A 22,596-nucleotide genomic window follows, 5' to 3' on the forward strand; every position below is an offset into this window, starting at 1 on the left:
CAAGCAAGAGAAAGAAGGTTTTCGTATGAGATGGAACCATAAAATAGTGACACTTACTGTGCTTTTGGCTATTGGAATAACAATGGTGGGCTGTGGGGCGTCCAGTTCCACGGCTGGAAGCACAGCGGCTTCCGCGGCAAGCACGACATCTTCGGAGGCGCAAAAAACGGAAGTACACCCAATGCAAGGTGTTTTACTGAGTGACCCACTTTCGGATGGCACTTATCACATCAGCTTTGAAAGCGATAAAGTATGGGTCGGTGAACGCAAGAATACCATCAACAATGCTGTTGTATACGACTATGACCGGTACACAGCCGCAGATATTGAAGCATTGAGCGAAGGAGATACCATTATAACACATCTAAACGGGACAGAGGAAATTACAGCCCTAACAGTGGAAAGCGTTGAGAGAGAAAACAACTATGTGACCATCAACGGTGGAATAGAAGAAGGTGGTATTGACTTATGCAAAGAGGATGACCACTACCGGACTCTGACATGGGATGATTTTCCCGCTTATTATGAAGTTGGAGTGGTTAAGCAACTTGTTATGGCAGACGATATCGAACTATCGGACGGTGCAGCAGACTTTGAAGCCGACCCAGTGATCGTAAAGGGAGATCGGGCGGTTTGTGATGCAATGAGCAATGAAGAAGATGCTTATGGGTGGAATGCAGGAAACACGACCGTGACCATCCAAAACGGCGAGATAACCCGTGCAGACCGCATCTGGGTACCGTAAATTTTGCTCAAAACCGTTGACAAACGTTTTGCGTATGCTATAATTTAGCTGTACGCAAAGGGGCGTTGTGTCTGCTTTGCGGAATGTAAAATTATGACAGATGGCAATGATGGGGTCAGAAATGCACACACCACCGTCCAGAGAGAGTGCCCATGGCTGTAAGGTGCTCCGGTCGGGATCATTTCGCGCCACCCCGGAGCTTCCGGCGAATGTAAACCGGACGCTGCGCAGCGTTAATGCGCCGAAAGCGGCAGGGGACAAGTGATCCTTTGCAATTTGGGTGGTACCACGGAGTTTGATGCACAAGCAGCCTTCGTCCCTTTTGGGATGAGGGCTGTTTTTTGTTTTTTCTCCGTGCCGCCCCTCTGCCATAACAGCATAAAAACGGCGCCTGAGCGCCAAAAACGATTGAGGAGAGAAAGATCTATGCAATGGACCGGTTTGAATGAACTGCGCGAAAAGTACCTGAGCTTCTTTGAAAGCAAGGGTCATCTGCGTCTGGACAGCTTCCCCCTGGTACCCAAGAACGACCCCAGCCTGCTGCTGATCAACAGCGGCATGGCTCCCATGAAGAAGTGGTTTCTGGCACAGGAAGAGCCGCCCCGTCATCGCGTGACCACCTGCCAGAAGTGCATCCGCACCCCGGATATCGAGCGCGTGGGCATCACTGCCCGCCATGGCACCTTCTTTGAGATGCTGGGTAACTTCTCCTTCCAGGATTACTTCAAGGACGAGGTCATTCCTTGGGCTTGGGAGTTCCTGACCAGCGATGAGTGGATGGCGATTCCCAAGGACCGTCTGCACATCTCTGTGTACGAGGAGGACGACGAGGCCTACGATATCTGGACCAAGAAGGTTGGCATTGCCCCGGACCACATGGTGCGTCTGGGCAAGGAGGACAACTTCTGGGAGCACGGCTCCGGCCCGTGCGGCCCCTGCTCCGAGATCTACTTTGACCGCGGCCCCGAGTACGGCTGCGGCAAGCCGACCTGCGGCGTGGGCTGCGACTGTGACCGCTATATGGAGATCTGGAACCTCGTGTTCAGCCAGTTCGATGCCGACGGCAAGGGCCACTACGAGCGTCTGGCACGCCCCAACATTGATACCGGCATGGGCTTGGAGCGTCTGGCCTGCGTGATGCAGAACGTGGGCAACCTGTTCGAGGTGGATACCGTGCAGAGCGTGCTGCACCATGTGGAGCACATTGCAGGCAAGACCTACAAGCAGGACCCCAAGACCGATATCTCCATCCGCGTCATCACCGACCATATCCGCAGCTGCACCTTTATGGTGTCTGACGGCATCCTGCCCTCCAACGAGGGCCGCGGCTATGTGCTGCGCCGTCTGCTGCGCCGCGCTGCCCGCCACGGCCGGATGCTGGGTATCGACCACCCCTTCCTCGTGGATCTGGTGGAGACTGTCATCCAGTCCAGCGAGTCCGCTTACCCCGAGCTGCGCGAGCATGACGCCTATATCAAGAAGGTCATCGGCACCGAGGAAGCAAACTTTGCCCGCACCATCGATGCCGGCATGAACATCCTGAACAACATGATCGACCGTCTGGAGAAGGCACACCAGAAGCTGCTGAGCGGCATGGACGCCTTCAAGCTGAACGATACCTTCGGCTTCCCGCTGGATCTGACCAAGGAGATCGCCGCCGAGCAGGGTCTGGAGATCGACGAGGACGGCTTCCATGCAGAGATGAAGAAGCAGAAGGAGCGCGCCCGCGCCGAGCGTCTGAAGAAGAACATCTCCGGCTGGAGCGAGGATCTGTTCGGCGCACTGGAAGCTGAGCCCACCGTCTTTACCGGCTACGACACCCTGACCGACAAGGGCACCGTTGTGGCGCTGAGCGATGAAGAGACCCTGACCGATGCCATTGCCACCGACGAGGAGGCAAAGGACGGCGTGCTGGTGGTGCTGGATAAGACCCCCTTCTACGCTGAGATGGGCGGTCAGGCTGCAGACCACGGCGTGCTGAACGGCACCGAGTGCAGCCTGCGCGTGCTGGATGTGAAAAAGACCCCCAAGGGCTACTACGTTCACACCTGCGTGCTGGAAAGCGGCATTGTGAAGGTGGGCGATGTGCTGACCGCACAGGTGGACAAGGGCTACCGCATGGCCATTGCCCGCAACCACACCGCTACCCACCTGCTGCAGGCTGCCCTGCGTGAGGTGCTGGGCGACCATGTGCATCAGGCTGGTTCCTATCAGGATGCCTCCATCACCCACTTCGACTTTACCCACTTCAGCGCCGTGACCCCCGAGGAACTGGCACGGGTGCAGAAGATCGTCAACGATAAGATCTTTGACTCCATGAACGTCACCGTGCAGGAGATGCCGGTGGAGGAAGCCAAGAAGCTGGGCGCAATGGCTCTGTTTGGCGAAAAGTACGGTAAGGTGGTCCGCGTGGTGGACATCGAGGGCTGGTCTACCGAGTTCTGCGGCGGCACCCATGTCAAGAACACCGCCCAGATTGGCGGCTTCAAGATCGTCAGCGAGTCCTCTGTGGCTGCCGGCATCCGCCGTATCGAGGCTGTCACCGGCCGCAACCTGCTGATCCGTGCAAACCTGCAGGAAGCTATGCTGCATGATGTGGCGAACACCCTCAAGGCCAACAACGTGGCTTCTCTGCCCGCCCGTGCCGAGGCTGTGATGGCCGAGAACAAGGCCATGAGCCGCGAGCTGGAGGAGATGAAGGCAAAGATCGCCGCTTCCAAGGTGGACAGCCTGTTCGACAATGCCGAGGAAGCAGACGGCGTGAAGATCGCTTCTGCATACTTTACCGGTACCACCGGCGACACCCTGCGCGGTATGTGCGACAGCATCCGCGACAAGGCCGTGAACCCCGTGGTGGCTGTTCTGGTGGGCAAGGCCGAGGATAAGATCACCATGGCCGTTACCGTGAATAAGCTGGCACAGGAAAAGGGTCTCAAAGCCGGTGTGCTGGTCAAGGAGCTGTCCGCTATCGCAGGCGGCAAGGGCGGCGGCAAGCCGGACTTTGCAATGGCAGGTCTGAAGGACGAGACCAAGATCGATGAAGCACTGGCTGCTGTGAGCGCCATCGTCAAGAAGGCTCTGGGCTAAAAAGGATCCATGTCCCCGCCCGGTGCCGGATGCGCGCCGGGGCGGCGGGCTTTTGTAGAAGCAGGAAGGAGTGTTCCCCCATGGAAGATTGTCTGTTTTGCATGATCGCAGAGGGCAAGATCCCCTCTAAAAAGCTGTACGAGGATGACCAGGTGGTGGCATTCTACGACATCAACCCGCAGGCAAAGGTGCATTTCCTTGTGGTCCCCCGCAAGCACATCTCCTCTGCCGCTGTGCTGACTGAAGAGGATGCCGCTCTGCTGGGTCACATCTTTACCGTTATCGCAAAGCTGGCCAAGGAGCAGGGGCTGGAAAACGGCTACCGCATCATCTCCAACGTGGGCGAGGACGCAGGCCAGACCGTGAAGCATCTGCATTTCCATGTTCTGGGCGGCGAAAAACTGCCTGTCTGATTCCAACACGAAAGGGAGATTTTGATTATGGCTGAAACTTATACCCTGCACGTTGCAGGCCTGACCCGTGAGCTGACCATCTGCAAGGTGAACGACCACATGGACATTGCCGCTTTCATCATGCTGGGTGATGCCGAGCTGACCGTGGCCGCCGCTGCGGAGCTGCTGAAGAAGTGCCCGGATTTTGATATCCTGCTCACCGCCGAGGCCAAGGGCATCCCGCTGGCACACGAGATGAGCCGCCAGAGCGGCAAGCCCTATATCTGCGCCCGTAAGGGTGTCAAGCTGTATATGCCGGACCCCGTTGTGGTGGAGGACCAGTCCATTACCACTGCCGGTAAGCAGAAGCTGGTCATCGACCGCAAAGAGCTGGAAAAGATGAACGGCAAGCGGGTGCTGGTGGTGGACGATGTCATCTCCACCGGCGGCTCTCTGAAGGCGCTGGACGCGCTGGCTGAAAAGACCCAGTGCACCATCGTGGGTCAGGCCGCTGTTCTGGCCGAGGGCGATGCTTCCGAGCGCAAGGATATCATCTTCCTTGAGCCGCTGCCCCTGTTCTTCCACTAAGCCGGGATGCGCCGCCCGCTCTGCGCGTTCTGCGCCGGAATGATGGGCCTTAGTTTCCTGTGGACTTTTTTGCCGCAAACGGAGTTTTTTATGCCGTTTGCGGCATTTTTTGTTGCCTTTTTGCTGCTGCTTTGCATCCCACGCCGCAGCCGCAAGCTGGCGGTCTGCCTGCTGTTGGGTGCACTGGCAGGGCTTTGCGCGGTGTACACTACAAACGCCCGGCTGGAGCGTGCCCGGGCAAATTACGCCGGGCGCACCGTGCTGCTGACTGCCGAGGTGGAGCGCGCGGACAGCACCTATTTTTCGGACACCGTGGACGCGACCCTGTGGGTGGAAAGTGTGAACGGCAGACGTGCGGGCTTCCGCATAGCCTGTGCAGAGCTACCCGCCTGCGCGGCAGGGCAGCGGGTGCAGGGCTGGTTCACGCTGCAACAACCGGACATGGAAGAACGGATGGCGCAGTACGCGGACGGCATCGCGCTGCAGGCAGAGCCGTTGGCAGAAAAGCCGCAGCTTACCGTGCTGGGCGAGAGCGGCAGTTTCCGTGCCCGCACCCACCGCTTGCAGCAAAAACTGAGCGAGAGCCTGCGCCGGGAGATGCACCGGGACACCGGCGGCGTGCTGGCTGCCATGACGGTGGGCGACCGCAGCGGGCTTTCGGCGCAGCTGCGCAGCGCCTACCGGGGCGCGGGGCTTTCCCATGTGCTGGTGGTCAGCGGAATGCACGTTTCCATCCTGTGCGGGGATATCCTGAGCGTGCTGCTGCCCTATCGCTGGGAGCAGAGCTACCGCCGCCGCAGACGGCGCACGGTCTGGAAAAGTCTGCTGGCGCTGGTGCTGATGGGTGTGACTGGCTTTACACCCTCGGTGCGCCGCGCCGCCGTGGCGGTGTGGGTCAGCGCCTTGGGTGTGTGGGTATGGGGCCCGGCGGATACTCTCACCTCGCTGGCGGCGGCAGGCATCCTGATGACCGCCGTCAACAGCTATGCGGTGTGGGATATCGGTTTTGAGCTTTCCTTTGCAGCAGTGGCGGGCACGGTGGCGGGTTCTGCCTGCATCCGCCGGATGCGGGATGCCCACGACAGACGCTTTTGGATCAAAGCCGGGGAGAATCTGCAAAAGCCGGTCAGGCGCCCGTGGTTCAACAGGCTGCCGGAGCGTTTGCAGGGTCTTGCAGAGAGCGCCTGTATTGCTGCCTGCGCCTCGGCGGCTACCTTCCCGGTGCTGGTGCTGCGGGGCCTGAGCGTCAGTGCGTGGGCGATGGTCTCCAGCATTGCGGTGCTGTGGATGGTGCAGCCGCTGCTTTTGCTGGGGCTGGCAGTGGCTTTTGCGGGGCTGGTGCCGTGGCTGGCACCGGTGCACGGGGCGCTCTCCCGGGCGGCAGACCTGCTCACCGGCCTATTGAACGGCTGGGCGGTCTGGCTCTGCACAAAGCCCGGGGCGTCCATCTACTTTGATACCGCCTACGCGGCGCTGGTCTGTCTGCTGCTGTGCGGGCTTGGGGTGCTGGCTTTCCGCTGGCGGGTGCGTCTGCGGGTGGCTCTGCCGGGCATCCTGCTGGCAGCAGCGGTGGGCATCGGGCTGGGCAACGCCCTCAGCCGGGACGTGGTGCACATCGACCTTGTGGGCAGTGCACAGGCACCTGCGGTAGTGGTTGCCCAGAACGACCGGGCAGTGGTGCTGTTCCGGGGCGGCAGCGCCGCCCAGCGTGCGGTGGAAAACCAGCTGGCGCGGCGGGGCGTGCGCACCGTGGAACTGGTGGCAGACCTGCGCATGAATGCAAAAACCGCCTGCACCCTGCCCGCACAGCAGGGCATCCGGGCAGAGCGTCTGCCGGTGAACACAGCACGCAAACTGCGCTGCACTCCGGCGGCGGTGGAGCTGCTGCGCACCCGGGAAGGGTGTCTGGTACGGCTGAGCATCGGCAACCGGCAGTTTGTAACTTTAAGCGGCAGGGCAGAGCTGGCGCAGCCGCTGCAAACGGAGTGGCTGATCGCTACGCCGAAAAAGCCGGAGACGGTGCGGTACCAAAAACTGCTGGCGCTGCGCCGTTACAGCTGGATGGCACCGGAAACGCAGTACACCGCCTCCCTCAGCCTGCGCCGCACCGGCGGCGAAAGGCTAGGGTAGCGCTTTGCAATCCGGGCCGAGTGTGGTACAATACAAAGAGCATTTTATAACAGGAAAGGGGCATTTGCATGGCCACGGAAGCAAAACTCCGGCAGCTGGCCGACAAGGGCTGCCCGGTCTACTATTTTTATTCCAGCGAGCGGTATCTGGTGCGGCAGGCGGTAGCGGCGGCGGTGCGGGTGCTGTCGGCAGACAGCGACGAGGACGCCACTATACTGGACGGCGCTGCCCCGGAGCTGGAACAGCTCATCATGGCGGCGGGCACCATCTCATTTTTCGGTACCCGGCGCGTGGTGGTGCTGCCGGAAATAGACCCCGCTGCCTACGGCAGCAAGGACTTGGATGAGCTGTGCAGCACCCTTTCCAGCTTGGAAAACGCTGTGGCAGTGCTGGGCAGTGTGTTCCCGCTGGAGCGCAGCAAGCTCAAGCTGGGCAAGCAGGCGCAAAAGCTGCAAGCCCAGTGCAAGGCCATTGGCTACACGGAAGAACTGGCAAAGCCCCGCCCCTTTGAACTGAAAAATTTGATGATGGAGCGCGCAAAGGCGCAGGGCACAGCCCTGCCGGACGGCGCAGCCACCGCATTGCTGGAGCGCTGCGGCGAGGACCCGTTTCTGCTGGAAAACGAGGTGGACAAGCTCTGTGCCCTGTCCGGCTACCAGACCGTGAGCGCCTCCATGGTGGCAGAGATGGGCACGGTAAGCCTTGATGCAGACGTGTTCGAGATGATCCGCATGATCACCGCCAAAAACGCCACCGGAGCCTGCAAAAAGCTGCAGACCCTGCTGCGGCTGCAGCAGGAGCCTATCGCCATTACAGCCGCCATGATCGGCAGTTATGTGGATCTGTACCGGGTAAAGCTTGGGGCGGCAAAGCGGAAAAATTACAGTGCGGTGCACAAGGATTTTGGCTATAAGGGCAGCGACTACCGGCTGAAGCGCTCGGCAGAGACTGCCGCCCACTACACCCTGCCCCAGCTGGAAGCCTGCTTGCAGGTGCTGCTGGAGCTGGATCAGAGCCTGAAAAGCCAGCCTGTGGCGGCGCAGACACTGCTGGAAACAGCACTGTGCCGTCTGGCGCTGGCGGGGAGCGGAAGATGATGCAAAACGAGATGATCCATACCGACCGCGTGCTGATCGTGGAGGGCAAATACGACGCCGTCCGTCTGGCGCACCTGACCGATGCCATGATCCTGCTGACGGATGGTTTTGGCATTTATAAAGACAAACAGCGCCAGCAGCTGTTCCGGGCGCTGGCGCAGAAAAACGGCCTGATCTTACTCACGGATTCGGACGCGGCAGGCTTCCGCATCCGCAATTACATCACCAACATGGTGGGTGCGCAGAACGTGGTGCAGGCCTATGTGCCCGCCATCCACGGCAAGGAAAAACGCAAGGCGCAGCCCGGCAAGGAGGGCTTGCTGGGGGTAGAGGGCGTGGACGATGCCCTTGTGCGGCAGGCTCTGCTGGACGCCTTGGGTGCGGAAGCCGGTGCCGCGCCGGTGCGCCCGGCAGGGCGGCAGATCACCTACACCGATCTGTACGAGTGGGGGCTTTCCGGCAAGCCCGGCAGCGCCGAGCGCAAGGCCAGACTCTTGAACGCGCTGGGCCTGCCGCTGCGCCTTTCCAAAAAGGAACTGGTGGAGGCCTTTAACCGCCTATATACTTTTGAACAACTGGACGAGTTGCAGTTGAAAATTTTACAGGAGTAAAAACCTAGCCGTTTTTACCCCACGCCTGCCGCAGCAGTTCCAGCGCGTGGGTCTCCAGCCGGGAAACGTAGCTGCGGCTGATGCCCAGCAGCCCGGCGGTCTCCAGCTGGGTCAGGGGTGGCTGTCCGGCCAGCCCGTACCGCAGCAGTAAGATCTGCCGCTCCCGGGCGGGCAGAGTGTCCAGCAGCTGCCGCAGCCGCCGGACATCCTCCTGCCGCTCACAGCTGTCCTCCATGCAAAAGCCGTCCTGTATCACGTCTGCTAAGGTCAGAGCCGAGTCTCCGTCTGCCTCCAAAGCTTCCTGCAGGGAGACGGTCTGCCCGTTCTTGCGCTCCCGCCGGAACTGCATACGGATCTCGTTTTCAATGCAGCGGCTTGCATAAGTGGAAAAACGCGCCTTGCGTGTGGCATCAAAGGTATCTACCGCTTTCATCAGCCCGATGGTGCCGATGGAAACAAGATCCTCCTGATCGCCCGGCAGGGCGTAATATTTTTTTACGATGTGCGCCACCAGCCGCAGATTGTGCCGGATCAGCTTTTCCCGGGCGGCGGCGTCCCCGGCGCGCAGGGCGCTGAAAGCGGCGGCTTCTTCCCGGGCTGTGAGCGGACGCGGAAAGCAGCCGCTTTCCAGATGGAGCGCCAGAAACAGAAATTTTGTGGCGAAAAATTGCAGTAAGGTCAGCAGCACACGATATCCCTCCCGGTACATAGTTGTTAGATTGTATGAGCCGGGGCGCGGATAGTTGCCGGAGAAGCCTTTTGTGCGCGGTATCTTTTCCGCAGGAAAAAAGCGTGGTATATTGAGGGGGATAACTCGGAATTTAGAGGTGTAAGATGGAATATAAAGAATATGGCTCAAAGAATAATGATATTGTAATTTTATTACACGGTGGAGGTCTTTCTTGGTGGAATTATATAGATGAAATATCCTTGCTTGAAAATGAATTTCACATAGTTATTCCTATATTAGATGGACATTCAGGAAGTGATACAAATTTTACTTCTATTGAAAGCAATGCTCTAGAAATAATAAATTTTATAAATAAAAATTATAATGGAAAAGTAAAACTAATTGGAGGGTTATCATTAGGCGGACAAATTTTATTGGAAATATTATCTAAAAATCCTAATATATGTGAATGCGCTATTATTGAAAGTGCTTTGGTAATGCCAATGGACTTTACCTATAAAATGATAGAGCCAATATTTAATTTATCATATTGTTTGATAAGTAAAAAGTGGTTTTCAAAACTACAATTTAAAAGTTTAAAACTTAAAAAAAGCTTGTTTGCTCTATATTATGAAGATACTTGTAAAATTACAAAAGATAATTTAATTGCTTTTATGAAGTCGAATTCTAATTATGAAGTAAAAAACACTTTATCGCATACTAAAGCAAAGACCCTCGTATTAGTTGGAAGTAAAGAAAGACCTATTATGAAAAAATCAGCAACTAAAATTGTTCATTTAATACCAAATAGTGAACTTGAAGTATTACAAGGATATTATCACGGAGATATTAGCATAAATCATGCAGATGATTATGTTGAAAGAGTAAAGAGATTAGTTCGTTAAATTCCCATTTATCGAGTGACGAAAACAATACATCCTTCTGCGGACAACCCCAAAACGGTTGTCCGCTTTTTATACGCTGAAATCTGAAAAAAGACAAAAGCGCCAAGTGAAACCGAAAAATATCTCATCTTTTGCCGCTGCTTTTGGCAGCACAATATATTGCTTTAAAATTTGTGCATTTTCAACAGATGCAAAGTGACCAATGATTTCCCGCGCTAGTTGACTGAACACCGATGCAAAGACCCTGTACAGCATCTTGCTGGACCGCATGGGACTATCCGCTAAAAACGGATGGTTAGACGGGCAGGGGGAGAGTGTATATCATTTTTCCTGTGCAGGAAGTGATGGATGCACTGGGCTGCGCAGACATTGCCATCAGCATGGGCTGGCAGCAGCCCGATGAACTGCCTGTTACGCTTTCTGCCCTGATGGCAAAAGCCATGAACGACCAGTGCATCCCGCCCGATGAGGGCATCCTGCACCATGCGGAAGGCGTTGACCTGATTCCGGCTAACATCGAACTGGCAGGGCTGGAAGTGGCCCTTGTCAACAGTATGAGCCGGGAAAAGATGCTCAAACAGGTGTTGGACAGCGCCCGGCGGGAATACGATTATATCCTGCTGGATTGTACGCCGTCTTTGGGAATGCTGACCGTAGTCGCTCCGCTTCTATGGCTAGCGGTACGCACTATGTGCGAATTTATAATTATCTCCTGTGGAGATACCGCCATCAATGCACTGGCCGCAGCGGATACCACTCTGATTCCGGTGCAGGCGCAGTACCTTTCGGCAAAGGGACTGGAGCAGCTGCTGCAGACCATTCAGAAAGTGCGCCGGCAAATCAACCCGAAGCTGAAAATCGAGGGTATCCTGATGACCATGACGGACAGCCGCACCAATTACGGCAGGGAAATCGATGCACTGATTCGGCAGGTGTACGGCAGCAAAATCCGGGTGTTTGAGCAGCCCATTCCGCACTCTGTCCGTGCGGCGGAAATCAGCGCGGGGGCAGGAGCATCTTTGCCCATGACCCCAAAGGCAAGGTGGCAGCGGCCTATCAATCTTTGACGAGGGAGGTGCTGGCCGATGCCGAAAAGCAACGCAAACTTGGCGCTGAAAGGTCTCGATGAGATGTTTTCCACCGAAGAATCCCGGCAGGAACAAAAACGGGAGCAAGTGCAGCAGATTCCCATCGAGGAGCTGTTTCCCTTCAAGGAGCATCCATTCAAGGTGCTGGACGATGAGGCTATGCAGCGTACGGTGGAAAGCGTGGCACAGTACGGCGTACTGGCTCCGCTGATTGCAAGGCCCCGCCCGGAAGGCGGATATGAGATCATCTCCGGGCACCGCCGCCAGTATGCAGCTAAACTTGCCGGGCTGGATACCCTGCCGGTCATTGTCCGGCAGATGTCGGACGATGGTACTGTGATATTGATGGTGGACAGCAATCTCCAACGTGAACACATCCTGCCCAGTGAGAGGGCTTTTGCCTACAAAATGAAGCTGGACGCAATAAAAAATCAAGGTGCTAGGTCAGATTTGACTTCTACGCAAGTTGCGCAGAAGTTGTCCGTCGAAAAAGTTGGCGATGATGCTGGGGTAAGTAAAGATACTATTCGCCGTTTCATCCGCTTGACCAACCTTATCCCGGAACTGCTGGATATCGACATTTCCGGCGTGGTGGGCGATCTGGAAACTCAGCTTGCCGACTGGAGTGTGGGCGCCCTGCTGGGGCTATGGTTCCAGAGCGTGTTCGTGGGGCTGTGTACGCAGATACTTTCCATCTGTATCTTCCTGGTGATCTACGGCAGAATGATCGAGGTGTATCTGGTGACCTCCATAGGCCCCATCCCCTTTGCCACGATGGTCAACCGGGAGTGGGGCTCCACGGGGCAGAACTACCTTCGCTCCCTGCTGGCCCTGGGCTTCCAAGCATTCCTCATTATGATCTGCATGGGCATCTATGCGGTGCTGGTGGAGGGCATCTCCACATCCGGCGACAACATATCCGCGGCCATCTGGGGGTGCATGGGGTATACGGTCCTGCTGTGCTACACCCTGTTCAAGACCGGTAGCCTGGCAAAATCTCTGTTCGGTGCCCACTAAATGAGCAAAGCCACCTCTTACGAGATGGCTCAGCTGGTTAGAAGTATTCAGTTTTAGGGACGGCCAGACTTGTTTTTCGTGGGGTCATTCATCACATAAGTCTGACCAGGTTTCTTGGTCGGAGGCATTGGCTCACCCTTCACGACGGTAACTTCATGGTTGATTTTACCGCCGCGAGGACCAACAACGCCGTACTGACCGGAGGCAGGCGCCTTCTGACCGGGTTTCAGTCCCATAGACATCCTCCTTTCTTGGCGATTTAGTACTTTATGAATGCGAGTGCTAAATCAGTGTAATACTAAATTTTGAAATTGTCAATAGGACAAACCACAATATATTGTGATTGGAGGCGCAAACATTGGCTTATGTAACGATCCCGAAGGACCTGAGCCGGATACAGAGCAAGGTCCTGTTCGGGCTGACCAAACGACAAGTGATCTGTTTCGGAGCGGCGGCACTGGTAGGCGTGCCGCTTTTCTTTTTGGCAAAGGCGAGCCTGGGGACCACCACGGCGGCGCTTTGCATGATTCTGGTGATGTTGCCCTTTTTCCCGTTCGCCATGTACGAGAAGAACGGGCAGCCGCTGGAGGTGTTCCTGGGTCATCTGATTCAGAACAAATTCATCCGGCCGAAGGTACGTATCTACCAGACCAACAATCTCTATTCCGCCCTGGTGCGGCAATCTGAGCTAGAACAGGAGGTGAAGCAGATTGCGAGAAAAGGCAGAAAAACCGGCAAAGCGTAAGATCACCCGTGCCGAGCGCAAGCAGATCGAGGCGGTGATCCGGCAGGCGAAGGGCGACGGGAAAAACCATACGGTGCAGGACAGCATCCCGTTTCAGAATATGTTTCCCGACGGCCTGTGCAGGCTGGAGGGCGGCACCTTCTCCAAGACCATCGCCTTTGAGGATGTGAATTACCGCCTGGCTGGGCCGGAGGATCAGCGGAGCATCTTTGAAAGCCTTTGCGACTTTTATAACGGCTACGATCCCACTATTGGCGTCCAGGTCACTTTGGACAGCCACAGCGGAGGCAGCGCCGCCGATGAAATGTTTGGTATCCGCAGACAGGGCAACGACCTGGACCCCATCCGGGACGAGGCGGTGGATATCCTGCGGATGCAGTACAAGCGGGGCAACAACGGCTATGTGAAAACCAGGTATGTGACCCTGACCATCGAGGCGGAGAACCTCCCTGCGGCCCGGGCGCGGTTTGCCCGCATTGAGACCGACACCCTCAACCGCTTCAAGGTCATGGGGGCGGCCGCTCATGTGCTGGACGGAAAGGAACGGCTGGAGCTGCTTTACAACATCCTCCACCCGGAGGGTGGGCAGTTCGCCTTTGAATGGGACTGGCTCCCGGCCAGCGGCCTTTCGGTGAAGGACTTCATTTCGCCGTCCTCCTTCCACTTCGGGGAGACCCGCACCTTCCGCATCGGCAGGCGGTACGGGGCGGTGTCCTTTCTGCAAATCCTGGCGCCGGAGATGCACGACCGCATCCTCACCGACTTCATGGAGGCGGACGGGAATATCATGGTGACCATGCACATCCGGGGCATCAACCAGAACGAGGCCATCAAAATGGTCAAGCGGAAGATTACCGACCTGGACGCCATGAAGATACAGGAGCAGAAACGGGCGGTACGCAGCGGCTACGATATGGACATCCTTCCTTCGGACCTCTCCACCTACGGCGGTGCGGCGAAGAATCTTCTCACCGACCTGCAATCCCGCAACGAGAGAATGTTCAACATGACCTTCCTGGTGCTGCACACGGCGGAGACCCGGCAAAAGCTGGAGATTGCCGTATCCCAGGCGGCCAGCGTCGCCCAGACCTACAACTGCTTTCTGACCCGTCTGGATTTCCAGCAGGAGGACGGGCTGATGTCCTCTTTGCCCCTGGGGCTCAAGCGCATCAAGATCGAACGGAGCCTGACCACTTCGGCCCTGGCGGTGTTCGTCCCCTTTGTCACCCAGGAGGTGTTCATGGGCGGCGACGCCATGTACTATGGCCTCAATGCCATCTCCAACAACATGATTCTGCTGGACCGCAAGCAATCCCGCTGTCCCAACGGCCTTGTATTCGGCACGCCCGGCAGCGGAAAATCCATGAGCTGCAAACGGGAGATCACCTTTATCATGCTGATGACCCAGGACAACGTCATCATCTGCGACCCGGAGGACGAGTATTCGCCCCTGGTGAAGCGGCTGAGCGGTCAGGTAATCCGGCTGTCCCCGTCCAGCACCGACTATGTGAACCCCCTAGACATCAACCTCAACTACTCCGAGGAAGAAAACCCGCTGGCGCTGAAAAGCGACTTCGTGCTGTCCTTCTGTGAGCTCATCATGGGCAGCAAGACGGGGCTGGAGGCCATCGAGAAAACGGTTATCGACCGGGCGGTGCAGATGATCTACCAGCCTTACTTTGCCAATCCCCGGCCAGAGAATATGCTGATTTTGGGCGACCTGATGAACGCCCTGCTGTCCCAGCACATCCCGGAGGCCGACCGGGTGGCCCAGGCGTTGGACCTGTATGTAAACGGTTCGCTGAACTTCTTCAACCACCGCACCACTGTGGACATCTCCAACCGTCTTGTCTGCTTTGACATCAAGGGCCTGGGCAAGAACCTGAAAAAGCCCGGGATGCTCATTGTTCAGGACGCGGTGTGGAACACCGTTACCATCAACCGAGCCATTGGCCGGTTTACCTGGTACTTCGTGGACGAGTTCCACCTTCTGCTGAAGGAGGAACAGACTGCGGCGTACAGCGCCGAGATTTGGAAACGGTTCAGAAAATGGGGCGGTATCCCCACCGGGGCGACCCAGAACCCCAAAGACCTGATTTCCTCCCCGGAGATCGAAAACATTCTGGAAAACAGCGACTTCATCTATATGCTCAACCAGGCGGCAGGCGACCGGAAGATACTGGCGGAGCGGCTGAACATTTCTTCTGAACAGCTTGCCTATGTGACCAATTCCGAGCCGGGCCACGGGCTGCTGTTCTTCAACAATGTCATCCTGCCTTTTGCGGATGACTTCACGAAGGATACCGAGCTCTATAAATTGCTTACCACCAAGCCCAGCGAGATGGAACATGAGGAAAGGATGGGATAAGGAAATGGGACAGGAAAAGCTGTATGTCATTGAGGAAAAGACCTACGAGGCCCACATCGACGAGGAAGTCCATCTCTATGGGCTTCTGCACCAGCTGGCTTTCCTTGCCGGGAAGACCAAGGACCGCCAGGACATGGAGAACCTGATTGACACCGCCCGGCGGTATGGTGAGATCGCCGACCAGATGTTTGACCGCTGGAGCATCCCCGGCCGCTACCTGGTGTTCGGCGACAAGGCCGACCTTGCCCGGCTGAAGGCCCTGGAGCTGTGCGAGCTGGACGCCTTCTATGTGGACTGTGAGGACGACGAGGACCAGCCCCATGCCTGACCGCCTCACCCATGTCAGCCTGTTTTCCGGCATCGGCGGGCTGGACCTTGCGGCAGAGGCGGCGGGCTTTGAAACGGTCTGTCAATGCGAGTGGGCGGATTACCCCTATTCCATCCTGCAAAAGCATTGGCCGGATGTGCCGAAGTTCCGGGACATCACCACATTCACGAAGGAGGCGTTTTTTGAGAAAACAGGACTTGAAACTATCACCATCCTCTCCGGCGGATTCCCGTGCCAGCCCTTCTCCACCGCAGGAAAGCGGCGGGGCTTTGCGGATGAACGCTACCTGTGGCCGGAAATGTGCCGCGTTATTGCCGAACTGCGGCCCCGTTGGGTGCTTGGGGAAAATGTTGCTGGATTCATCAATATGGGGCTCGACAAAACGATTTTTGACCTGGCAAAAGCGGGATACGCTGTTCTCCCATTCGTATTTCCGGCTTGCGGCGTCGGCGCATGGCATGAGCGCCAGCGAACTTTTATCGTTGCGGCTGATGTTTCCCACGCCCCTTGCCTCCGACAAATCCACGGGGCGGGATGCTGCCAGCCTGGATGTGTTCCTGTCGGAGGGGGGGATACTCCGCAAGCGGAACAAGGACGGTTCGATCTGGAGTCTGTCCCTGTCGGCGGCGGTGTTCTACCTGACCCCGGCAGCGTCGGAGGGCTACCGTACCACCCTGAAACCCGCGGTCTTCCGGGACAAATCCCCGTCCTCCAACCTGTCGGCTCAGGTGATTCGGCAGGAGCAGCCCCTTTCCGAGAAAGCGGCGCTGAACCCGGACTGGGTGGAATGGCTTATGGGATTCCCCACGAAATGGACGGACGCATCCTATGGCGTGCCGAGCCCGAAGGAGTCCCCCGCATGACCGAGGATACCGACAACCGAGCGCTGCGGCTGAAAACCTTGGGGAACGCGGTCTGCCCGCCCCAGGCCTATCCCATTTTCCAGTACATCGCCATGATCGAAACCGGGGCATGTGTCAACATCTGCCCTTATGGAATAGGAGGTGACGCACCTTGAAAGAATGGAAAGCCCCCGAAAAGGAGGCGCAGAAGATGACCCGTGACGGGGCGGTATCCGTCAATCTGGTTACGGGCGAGACGACCTATCCCTCTGACCGGGCGCCGGAGCAGGACCATTCCGTATCCAGCGACACGGCGGGCGCCGCTGGAAAAGCGGTGGATCGTGTGGAGTTGCACCATGAACGAAGATCGGAAAAGAAGCAACGCCGGAAACGGCGCAGGGCTTATCGGGAGGGCGAGGCGGCAGCGGGCCGTCCATCCTCCCGATTGCAGTTTTCCGAGGCAGACCAGGCCAAACCGGAGCTGCAAGGAGCCATCCGCAAGTCGGACAAGGCGGCGGACCGGTTGGACGCGGCAAAGGTTGCTGTTCCGTCCAAACCGCCATCCCCCCAGCATGCCAATCCGCTGTCCCGCCCCATTCAAGAGGCAGGCGCCGCCATCCACGGCAAGGTCCGGGAGGTGGAGCAGGAAAATTCCGGCGTCCAGTCGGGCCACCTGGGGGAACGCAGCTTTGAGAAGGCTGTGGGCTACGGAAACCGCCGTGTCCAGAACTGGCGGGCGGAACGCAAGCTGAAACCCTGGCGGGACTCGGCAAAAGCGAAACAGGCGGCAGTCAAGGCCAATGCGGATTTCTACTATCGGAAAGCCGTGGCGGATAACCCCCAGCTTGCATCCAATCCCATCTCCCGCCTGTGGCAGAAACGGAAACTGCAAAAGCAATATGCAGCGGCATACCGGGCGGCGGGCAAGACCGCCCAGGCCGGAAAAACAGCGGAGGCTACGGCAAAGGCATCCAAGAAAACCGCCCAGGAGTCCAAGCGCACCGCCCTTTTCCTGAAACGGCATTGGAAGGGCGCGCTGATCGTGGGCGGCATCGGCCTTCTGCTGGTGATGCTGCTGGGCTCCCTGCAATCCTGTTCCTCCATGTTCGGCGGCGGGGTGTCCAACATCATGGCGTCCTCCTATCTGTCCGAGGACTCCGATATGCTGGCGGCGGAAGAAGCCTACTGCGCCAAAGAGAACGAATTGCGGGAATACCTGGATACCTACGAGGCCACCCACGACTATGACGAGTATCACTTCGACCTGGACGAGATCGAACATGACCCCTATGTGCTGGTCTCCATTCTGTCGGCACTTCATGAAGGGGCGTTCACCATCGACCAGGTACAGGGGAACCTTCAAACCCTCTTTGACAAGCAATACATTCTCACCGAAACCGTGACCACGGAGACCCGCTATCGGACGGAAACAAGGACAGACAGCGAGGGCAACACCTATACGGTTCGGGTGCCCTATACCTGGACCATTTGCACCGTCACACTGGAAAACTTCGACCTCTCCCATGTGCCGGTCTACATGATGGGCGAGGAACAGCTTTCCTTGTATGCCACCTATATGTCCACTCTGGGCAATCGCCCCGACCTGTTCCCGTCCTCTGGGTATGTGAACAAGTACATCGACAACCCGCCCACCGCCTGGGAGATTCCCGCTGAATACCTGACGGACGAGCGGTTCAACACCCTTATCACCGAGGCGGAAAAGTATCTGGGCTATCCCTATGTGTGGGGTGGCAGCAGCCCCAGCACTTCTTTCGATTGCAGCGGCTTCGTCAGTTATGTGCTGACCAACAGCGGCCTGTGCAACACCGGGCGGTTGGGCGCCCAGGGGCTCTACAACATTTCCGCCCCGGTATCCGATCCCCAGCCCGGCGATCTGGTGTTCTTCGTGGGAACCTATGACACCAGCGGTGTGTCCCATATGGGCATCTATGTGGGCGACGGGATGATGCTGCATTGCGGCGACCCCATCCAGTATTCCAACCTGAACACGAGCTACTGGCGGTCCCATTTCTACGCATACGGCAGACCGCCGTACAACTGATGGAGGTGATGAAGCATCAATATGGTTTCCTATGGGGGCGGCGCCAACAGCACCGCTCTTTTGATCGGGCTGCACCAGCGCCGTATCCCGGTGAACCTGATTCTCTTTGCGGATACGGGGGCAGAGCATCCCCACACCTACGCCTATCTGGATGTGATGAACCGCTGGCTGAAGGACCACGGGATGCCTCCCATTACCAGAGTGTATAAGACCACCTGTGACGGGAAACGGCTGACGCTGGAGGATGAATGTCTGCAAAGTTGCAGCCTTCCGTCCATCGCCTACGGCTTCAAGCGGTGTTCCCTAAAACACAAGATCGGGCCGCAGGAAAAGTTCTGCAGCCATTACCCGCCGTGTCAAAAGGCGTGGGCGGCGGGCAAACGGGTGGTCAAGTTCATCGGCTACGACGCAGGCGAGGGCTACCGCAGCGACAAGGTGCTGCTGGGAGACCTGGCCGACCGAAAATACAGCAAGTGGTATCCCCTGATGGAATGGGGATGGACGCGGGACGATTGCATCCGGCAGATCGAGGCGGCAGGGCTGCCCCAGCCGGGAAAATCGTCCTGTTTTTTCTGCCCCAGCATGAAACCCGACGAGATCACCGCCCTGCGGGAGCAGCATCCCGATTTGTTCCGCCGCGCCCTGGCGCTGGAGGACAACGCCCGGAAAAACCTGAAAACGGTCAAGGGCCTGGGGCGAAACTATTCCTGGAGAGAACGATTTGGAAAGGAGTTTTGCACACATGGCAACGGTTGAGAAGATTCGCAAAGACATCGAAAAGACGAAGGAGAAGATCTCCGCCCAGCAGAAGCGACTTCGGGAGCTGGAGGCGCAGCTCACCGAGGAAGAAAACCTGGAGATCGTCCGCATGGTCAAGGCGGTGTGCATGGACAACAAGGAGCTGACCGCCTTCCTGAAGGCCTACGCCAGCGGCTTGATCACCCTGCCCGACGGGATGATGGAGGCGGAGGCGGCGCCGGACCCCGACGATGCGGATATGGAAGGAATGGAGGACGGCGAAGATGAAGCGTAACAGAGTTTTCCGCCTTTTGGCGTCCCTGACGGCGGTGGTCCTGTGCATGACCGCCTTCTCCGTCACCGCATTTGCGGGCGGCGGGGATGGCGACTACTACACCGGGGAACCCGCCACCGGGAGCATGGAGCCGGAGGGTCAGCCCCTTACCCCGGAGGGCAACGCCACGCTGGTGGACGACTATTACGGCGACAAGCAGCTTATCACCGTGACCACGAAAGCGGGCAACTATTTTTACATCCTGATCGACCGGGCAAACGAGGACAAGGAGACCGCCGTTCACTTCTTGAACCAGGTGGATGAAGCCGACCTGATGGCGCTACTGGAGGATGGGCAGACGAAGGAACCCCCTGCGGTCTGTACCTGCGGCAAAAAATGCCAGGCCGGTGCGGTGAATATGAGCGAGTGCGCCGGAAAAGCGCCGGAGGTGGAGCCGGAGCCCGAACCGGAGCCGGAGAAAGAGTCCGGCAGCGGCGGCGCCCTGGTGCTGATCCTGCTTCTGGCGGCCCTGGGCGGCGGCGGAGCCTTCGCCTACATCAAGTTCATCAAGCCCAGGCAGGGCGCAAAGGTCAGCGCCGACCCGGACGACTATGAGTTCGAGGACGAGGAATACGAAAACGAGGATGATAATTCACAAAACACGAAAACCTAAAGCGGTAAAATAATTGGGTGCCTCGTATTGGAGGCACCCAATTATGATGCAAGATTAGGTTGTATAGATTCCAACTTAGAGACCAAAGGCGTCGAATCGCTCTCTTTCCATTTTTCAAAATCAATCTGAAGATCCCCGCGCATATACAGCGGATAATAGACAAAGGCAGAAATACTTTCAGGATGCTCACAAAATGCATCAACCAGATAATTTCTTTCGATAGTGCGAGAAATCCTTTGCGTCTGGCAGGTACTTTCAACATTTTTCAAATCATCAAGTGAACGACACGCCTTAAGCGAACTAGGACCAGTTTCATCGTAGGTGCTCTTAAAATAATCCATCAGAGATGTGCCATAGTTTGAATTGATGTGTGACAGCGCACACTCATGCCACCGCAAGCTAGATGATTTTAAAATATATAACGACATTGCTTCGCAGAGAGTTTCTTCAAACCATCGGACAATGGCGTCTTTATCTTCTTTATACTGACGAATAACATAGTGTGTTAGTTCGTGAGATGTCTGGTAAATATACTGTGCCCAATACCGGAGAGATTTTGAACATGTCCGGAGTTGAATGGGAGTGCGATTGGTAATAAGCATCGGGCAAGGGGCTGTTGAATCATTATAGGCTATGCATTGTTCAGCGCCCAATATTGTTTCACCAAAAATTTCAACGAATTGCAGCAGAAGGAACTCAAATAATGGACGCATATATTTTTGGTCATCTTCTGTGCCTATAGCAAGAGTCCAATTAGTAAATGTCATTTGTGATACTCCTAAACAGATTTTTTTAATTATACCCCTTCCTCTTACTAATAGCAATTCACTACTTAATACAGGAGTTAAACTATGAAACTTGTAAGCTGTGAAAAACCGAGTGTAGCAAAGAGTATCGCGTCGGCTCTGGGTGTCGCATCCAGGGCCGATGGCTATTTTGAGGGCGGCGGCTGGCTCATTTCCTGGTGCATCGGGCATCTGGTGGGGCTGGCAGATGCGGCCGTCTACGATGACCGCTACAAGAAGTGGCGGTATGAGGACCTTCCCATCCTGCCCAACCCCTTCCGCTATGTGGTGTCCGAGGAAAAGGCCGCCCAGTTCTGCATTCTCCGTTCCCTGATGGAACGCCCCGATGTGGCGGAACTGGTCAACGCCTGTGATGCAGGGTAGTGCGGTTAGGTGACTTAAGAGAAAGAAAAAAGAGACCTCATCTCGTTGAAAATTAAATTTTATGATCATTAAAGGAGTAATTCAAATGAAACGAAATCAGAATTCTGACCATAATCCCCCTCAAAAAGTGCTTTCCTGCCGCTACAACATGAACACCAACCGGCTGGAAGCCCAATTTAATGATGGAACTATTCTTTCCATCGACTGTATCGCCGTTGAGGACGAATACGGCAACACCCCTACGCAGCGAGCAGAGCTAGATTGGCTACTCTACAACAAGCCCTTGGAGTATGCCCAGCTTGTGCTGGGTAGTGAGATTGAGCATTATCTCTCGCTCGGCTGTGACCATGGCAGATTAGAAGATTGACCTTTAATTAAAATATTCCAAACAAACCATCAGCCCTCTACTTGCAGTTCTCGCAAATAGAGGGCTATAGCTATACTCCAGTATCCTTTATTATACGCCACTATTTCCACGAGAGCTAACGCTCATTGGCGGTGTTGCACTATAAAAAGCTTTGCCGTTTACGGTGCCCTGCGTCATGCCAATTAAATCGATCAGCTGATCCTCAGAATATGCAACCGGACAGTTTTTCAGTTTCTTGGTGCTACACGAATAAGCTCCATCTGTTAAGGTGACTACACCCATCCGTTCCAGACTTGCCAGCATCTTTCCAAGTTCTTTTCGGTCACATTTTATTCCTTTTTCCGAAATAGCTGTTGCAATCTGGGATGCCGACAATGTTTTTTCAGTTAGCAACATGGCCAATGCAAACTTTGCTCCTTTTAAGTAGTAGGGGATGATTTTATTGCGTATCCAAATTCCCTTTTTCATGTTGCAGTTCTCCTCTCAGAATCTGCCCATCCTCGATCCGAATGACTTGCTGCGCCTTCTGCGCAATTTCCGGGTTGTGGGTAACAACGATAAGCGTTTGTCCAAACTCCGCAGCGCATTCCATCAGCAGCCGCATCGTATCCTCACCCGTCCGTGTATCCAGATTTCCGGTAGGCTCGTCTGCAAAAACGATGCGGGGCTTTGCGATGAGCGCACGAGCGATCGCCACACG

Annotated in this window: 22 protein-coding genes and 3 pseudogenes; 20 read left to right on the forward strand and 5 right to left on the reverse strand. The window is 56.3% G+C overall.

The features are described from left to right. Nucleotides 1–25: 25 nt before the first annotated feature. From C4N24_RS04895 to C4N24_RS04930, 7 genes are all read left to right on the forward strand, one after another. Nucleotides 26–745, forward strand: a complete 720-nt coding sequence (locus C4N24_RS04895; RefSeq protein ID WP_242983181.1) for a hypothetical protein — start codon at nt 26–28, stop codon at nt 743–745. A gap of 426 nt (nt 746–1,171) precedes the next feature. Continuing rightward, entirely contained in the window at nt 1,172–3,832 is a 2,661-nt protein-coding gene (gene alaS / locus C4N24_RS04905; RefSeq protein ID WP_112090526.1) for an alanine--tRNA ligase, read from the forward strand. Between the two features lie 80 nt (nt 3,833–3,912). Further along, nucleotides 3,913–4,245, forward strand: coding sequence for a histidine triad nucleotide-binding protein (locus C4N24_RS04910; protein ID WP_112090527.1), 333 nt, complete (start codon nt 3,913–3,915; stop codon nt 4,243–4,245). 27 nt (nt 4,246–4,272) lie between these two features. After that, on the forward strand, nt 4,273–4,812 hold the full coding sequence (locus C4N24_RS04915; protein ID WP_005921321.1) for a phosphoribosyltransferase family protein: 540 nt from the start codon (nt 4,273–4,275) through the stop codon (nt 4,810–4,812). A 90-nt stretch (nt 4,813–4,902) separates the two neighbouring features. Then, nucleotides 4,903–6,942 carry a ComEC/Rec2 family competence protein gene (locus tag C4N24_RS04920; RefSeq protein ID WP_242983182.1) on the forward strand — a complete coding sequence of 680 codons (2,040 nt, stop codon included), beginning with the start codon at nt 4,903–4,905 and terminating at the stop codon, nt 6,940–6,942. 68 nt (nt 6,943–7,010) lie between these two features. Next, nucleotides 7,011–8,039: a DNA polymerase III subunit delta gene (gene holA / locus C4N24_RS04925; protein WP_112090529.1), complete on the forward strand. Its 1,029-nt coding sequence runs from the start codon at nt 7,011–7,013 to the stop codon at nt 8,037–8,039. Continuing rightward, complete coding sequence (locus C4N24_RS04930) at nt 8,036–8,650, forward strand: toprim domain-containing protein (protein ID WP_112090530.1); 615 nt, start codon at nt 8,036–8,038, stop codon at nt 8,648–8,650. Before holA ends, C4N24_RS04930 begins: the two co-directional genes overlap by 4 nt. A 4-nt stretch (nt 8,651–8,654) precedes the next feature. Here C4N24_RS04930 and C4N24_RS04935 read toward each other — a convergent pair whose 3' ends face one another. Then, complete coding sequence (locus C4N24_RS04935) at nt 8,655–9,338, reverse strand: sigma-70 family RNA polymerase sigma factor (RefSeq protein WP_242983183.1); 684 nt, start codon at nt 9,336–9,338, stop codon at nt 8,655–8,657. A gap of 146 nt (nt 9,339–9,484) precedes the next feature. On the opposite strand from C4N24_RS04935, the gene C4N24_RS04940 reads away from it, so the two are divergent. The 3 genes and pseudogenes from C4N24_RS04940 (at nt 9,485) to C4N24_RS15600 (ending at nt 12,330) form a co-directional block, all read left to right on the forward strand. Further along, nucleotides 9,485–10,225 carry an alpha/beta fold hydrolase gene (locus tag C4N24_RS04940; RefSeq protein WP_112090532.1) on the forward strand — a complete coding sequence of 247 codons (741 nt, stop codon included), beginning with the start codon at nt 9,485–9,487 and terminating at the stop codon, nt 10,223–10,225. Between the two features lie 268 nt (nt 10,226–10,493). Further along, a pseudogene (locus tag C4N24_RS04955) lies at nt 10,494–11,354 on the forward strand (AAA family ATPase). Continuing rightward, nucleotides 11,311–12,330, forward strand: coding sequence for a VirB6/TrbL-like conjugal transfer protein, CD1112 family (locus tag C4N24_RS15600; protein ID WP_242983184.1), 1,020 nt, complete (start codon nt 11,311–11,313; stop codon nt 12,328–12,330). Before C4N24_RS04955 ends, C4N24_RS15600 begins: the two are co-directional and overlap by 44 nt. A 53-nt stretch (nt 12,331–12,383) precedes the next feature. Here C4N24_RS15600 and C4N24_RS04970 read toward each other — a convergent pair whose 3' ends face one another. Next, nucleotides 12,384–12,566 carry a YjzC family protein gene (locus tag C4N24_RS04970; RefSeq protein ID WP_207657268.1) on the reverse strand — a complete coding sequence of 61 codons (183 nt, stop codon included), beginning with the start codon at nt 12,564–12,566 and terminating at the stop codon, nt 12,384–12,386. A gap of 122 nt (nt 12,567–12,688) precedes the next feature. Here C4N24_RS04970 and C4N24_RS04975 point away from each other — a divergent pair, with 122 nt between their 5' ends. The 8 genes from C4N24_RS04975 to C4N24_RS05010 are packed head-to-tail and all read left to right on the forward strand — an operon-like array spanning nt 12,689 to nt 20,360. Next, nucleotides 12,689–13,075 (forward strand): PrgI family protein, encoded by a 387-nt coding sequence (locus C4N24_RS04975; protein WP_112090535.1) that lies wholly within the window; start codon nt 12,689–12,691, stop codon nt 13,073–13,075. Then, nucleotides 13,041–15,443: a VirB4-like conjugal transfer ATPase, CD1110 family gene (locus tag C4N24_RS04980; RefSeq protein ID WP_112090536.1), complete on the forward strand. Its 2,403-nt coding sequence runs from the start codon at nt 13,041–13,043 to the stop codon at nt 15,441–15,443. Before C4N24_RS04975 ends, C4N24_RS04980 begins: the two co-directional genes overlap by 35 nt. 4 nt (nt 15,444–15,447) lie before the next feature. After that, a complete protein-coding gene (locus tag C4N24_RS04985; protein WP_112090537.1) occupies nt 15,448–15,771 on the forward strand; it encodes a hypothetical protein in 324 nt (107 codons plus the stop codon). Then, nucleotides 15,764–16,789, forward strand: a complete 1,026-nt coding sequence (locus tag C4N24_RS04990) for a DNA cytosine methyltransferase (protein ID WP_112090538.1) — start codon at nt 15,764–15,766, stop codon at nt 16,787–16,789. The genes C4N24_RS04985 and C4N24_RS04990 overlap by 8 nt, the downstream gene beginning before the upstream one ends. Then, nucleotides 16,786–18,675: a C40 family peptidase gene (locus tag C4N24_RS04995; RefSeq protein WP_242983185.1), complete on the forward strand. Its 1,890-nt coding sequence runs from the start codon at nt 16,786–16,788 to the stop codon at nt 18,673–18,675. The genes C4N24_RS04990 and C4N24_RS04995 overlap by 4 nt, the downstream gene beginning before the upstream one ends. Nucleotides 18,676–18,690: 15 nt before the next feature. Next, nucleotides 18,691–19,431 carry a phosphoadenosine phosphosulfate reductase family protein gene (locus C4N24_RS05000; protein ID WP_112090539.1) on the forward strand — a complete coding sequence of 247 codons (741 nt, stop codon included), beginning with the start codon at nt 18,691–18,693 and terminating at the stop codon, nt 19,429–19,431. Continuing rightward, nucleotides 19,418–19,708, forward strand: a complete 291-nt coding sequence (locus C4N24_RS05005; RefSeq protein ID WP_112090540.1) for a DUF4315 family protein — start codon at nt 19,418–19,420, stop codon at nt 19,706–19,708. The genes C4N24_RS05000 and C4N24_RS05005 overlap by 14 nt, the downstream gene beginning before the upstream one ends. Further along, complete coding sequence (locus tag C4N24_RS05010) at nt 19,698–20,360, forward strand: DUF4366 domain-containing protein (protein ID WP_112090541.1); 663 nt, start codon at nt 19,698–19,700, stop codon at nt 20,358–20,360. The genes C4N24_RS05005 and C4N24_RS05010 overlap by 11 nt, the downstream gene beginning before the upstream one ends. Nucleotides 20,361–20,401: 41 nt before the next feature. On the opposite strand, the gene C4N24_RS05015 is transcribed toward C4N24_RS05010, so the two are convergent. Then, entirely contained in the window at nt 20,402–21,127 is a 726-nt protein-coding gene (locus C4N24_RS05015) for a hypothetical protein (protein WP_112090542.1), read from the reverse strand. A gap of 84 nt (nt 21,128–21,211) precedes the next feature. Between C4N24_RS05015 and C4N24_RS05020 the strand changes: the two are divergent. Further along, nucleotides 21,212–21,526, forward strand: a pseudogene (locus C4N24_RS05020) (toprim domain-containing protein); the annotation flags it as partial. 88 nt (nt 21,527–21,614) lie between these two features. Beyond that, nucleotides 21,615–21,896, forward strand: coding sequence for a DUF6061 family protein (locus C4N24_RS05025; RefSeq protein ID WP_112090544.1), 282 nt, complete (start codon nt 21,615–21,617; stop codon nt 21,894–21,896). A 90-nt stretch (nt 21,897–21,986) separates the two neighbouring features. Here the strand turns inward: C4N24_RS05025 and C4N24_RS05030 are convergent, their stop codons facing one another. Both C4N24_RS05030 and C4N24_RS15525 read right to left on the reverse strand, forming a co-directional pair. Then, nucleotides 21,987–22,364: a hypothetical protein gene (locus C4N24_RS05030; RefSeq protein WP_112090545.1), complete on the reverse strand. Its 378-nt coding sequence runs from the start codon at nt 22,362–22,364 to the stop codon at nt 21,987–21,989. Continuing rightward, nucleotides 22,336–22,596 (reverse strand): annotated as a pseudogene (locus C4N24_RS15525) (macrolide ABC transporter permease/ATP-binding protein MacB); the annotation flags it as partial. The pseudogene C4N24_RS15525 and the gene C4N24_RS05030, both read right to left, overlap by 29 nt.

Origin of the sequence: Faecalibacterium prausnitzii (assembly GCF_003287405.1) — a bacterium.
GTDB classification, from domain to species: Bacteria; Bacillota; Clostridia; order Oscillospirales; family Ruminococcaceae; genus Faecalibacterium; species Faecalibacterium intestinale.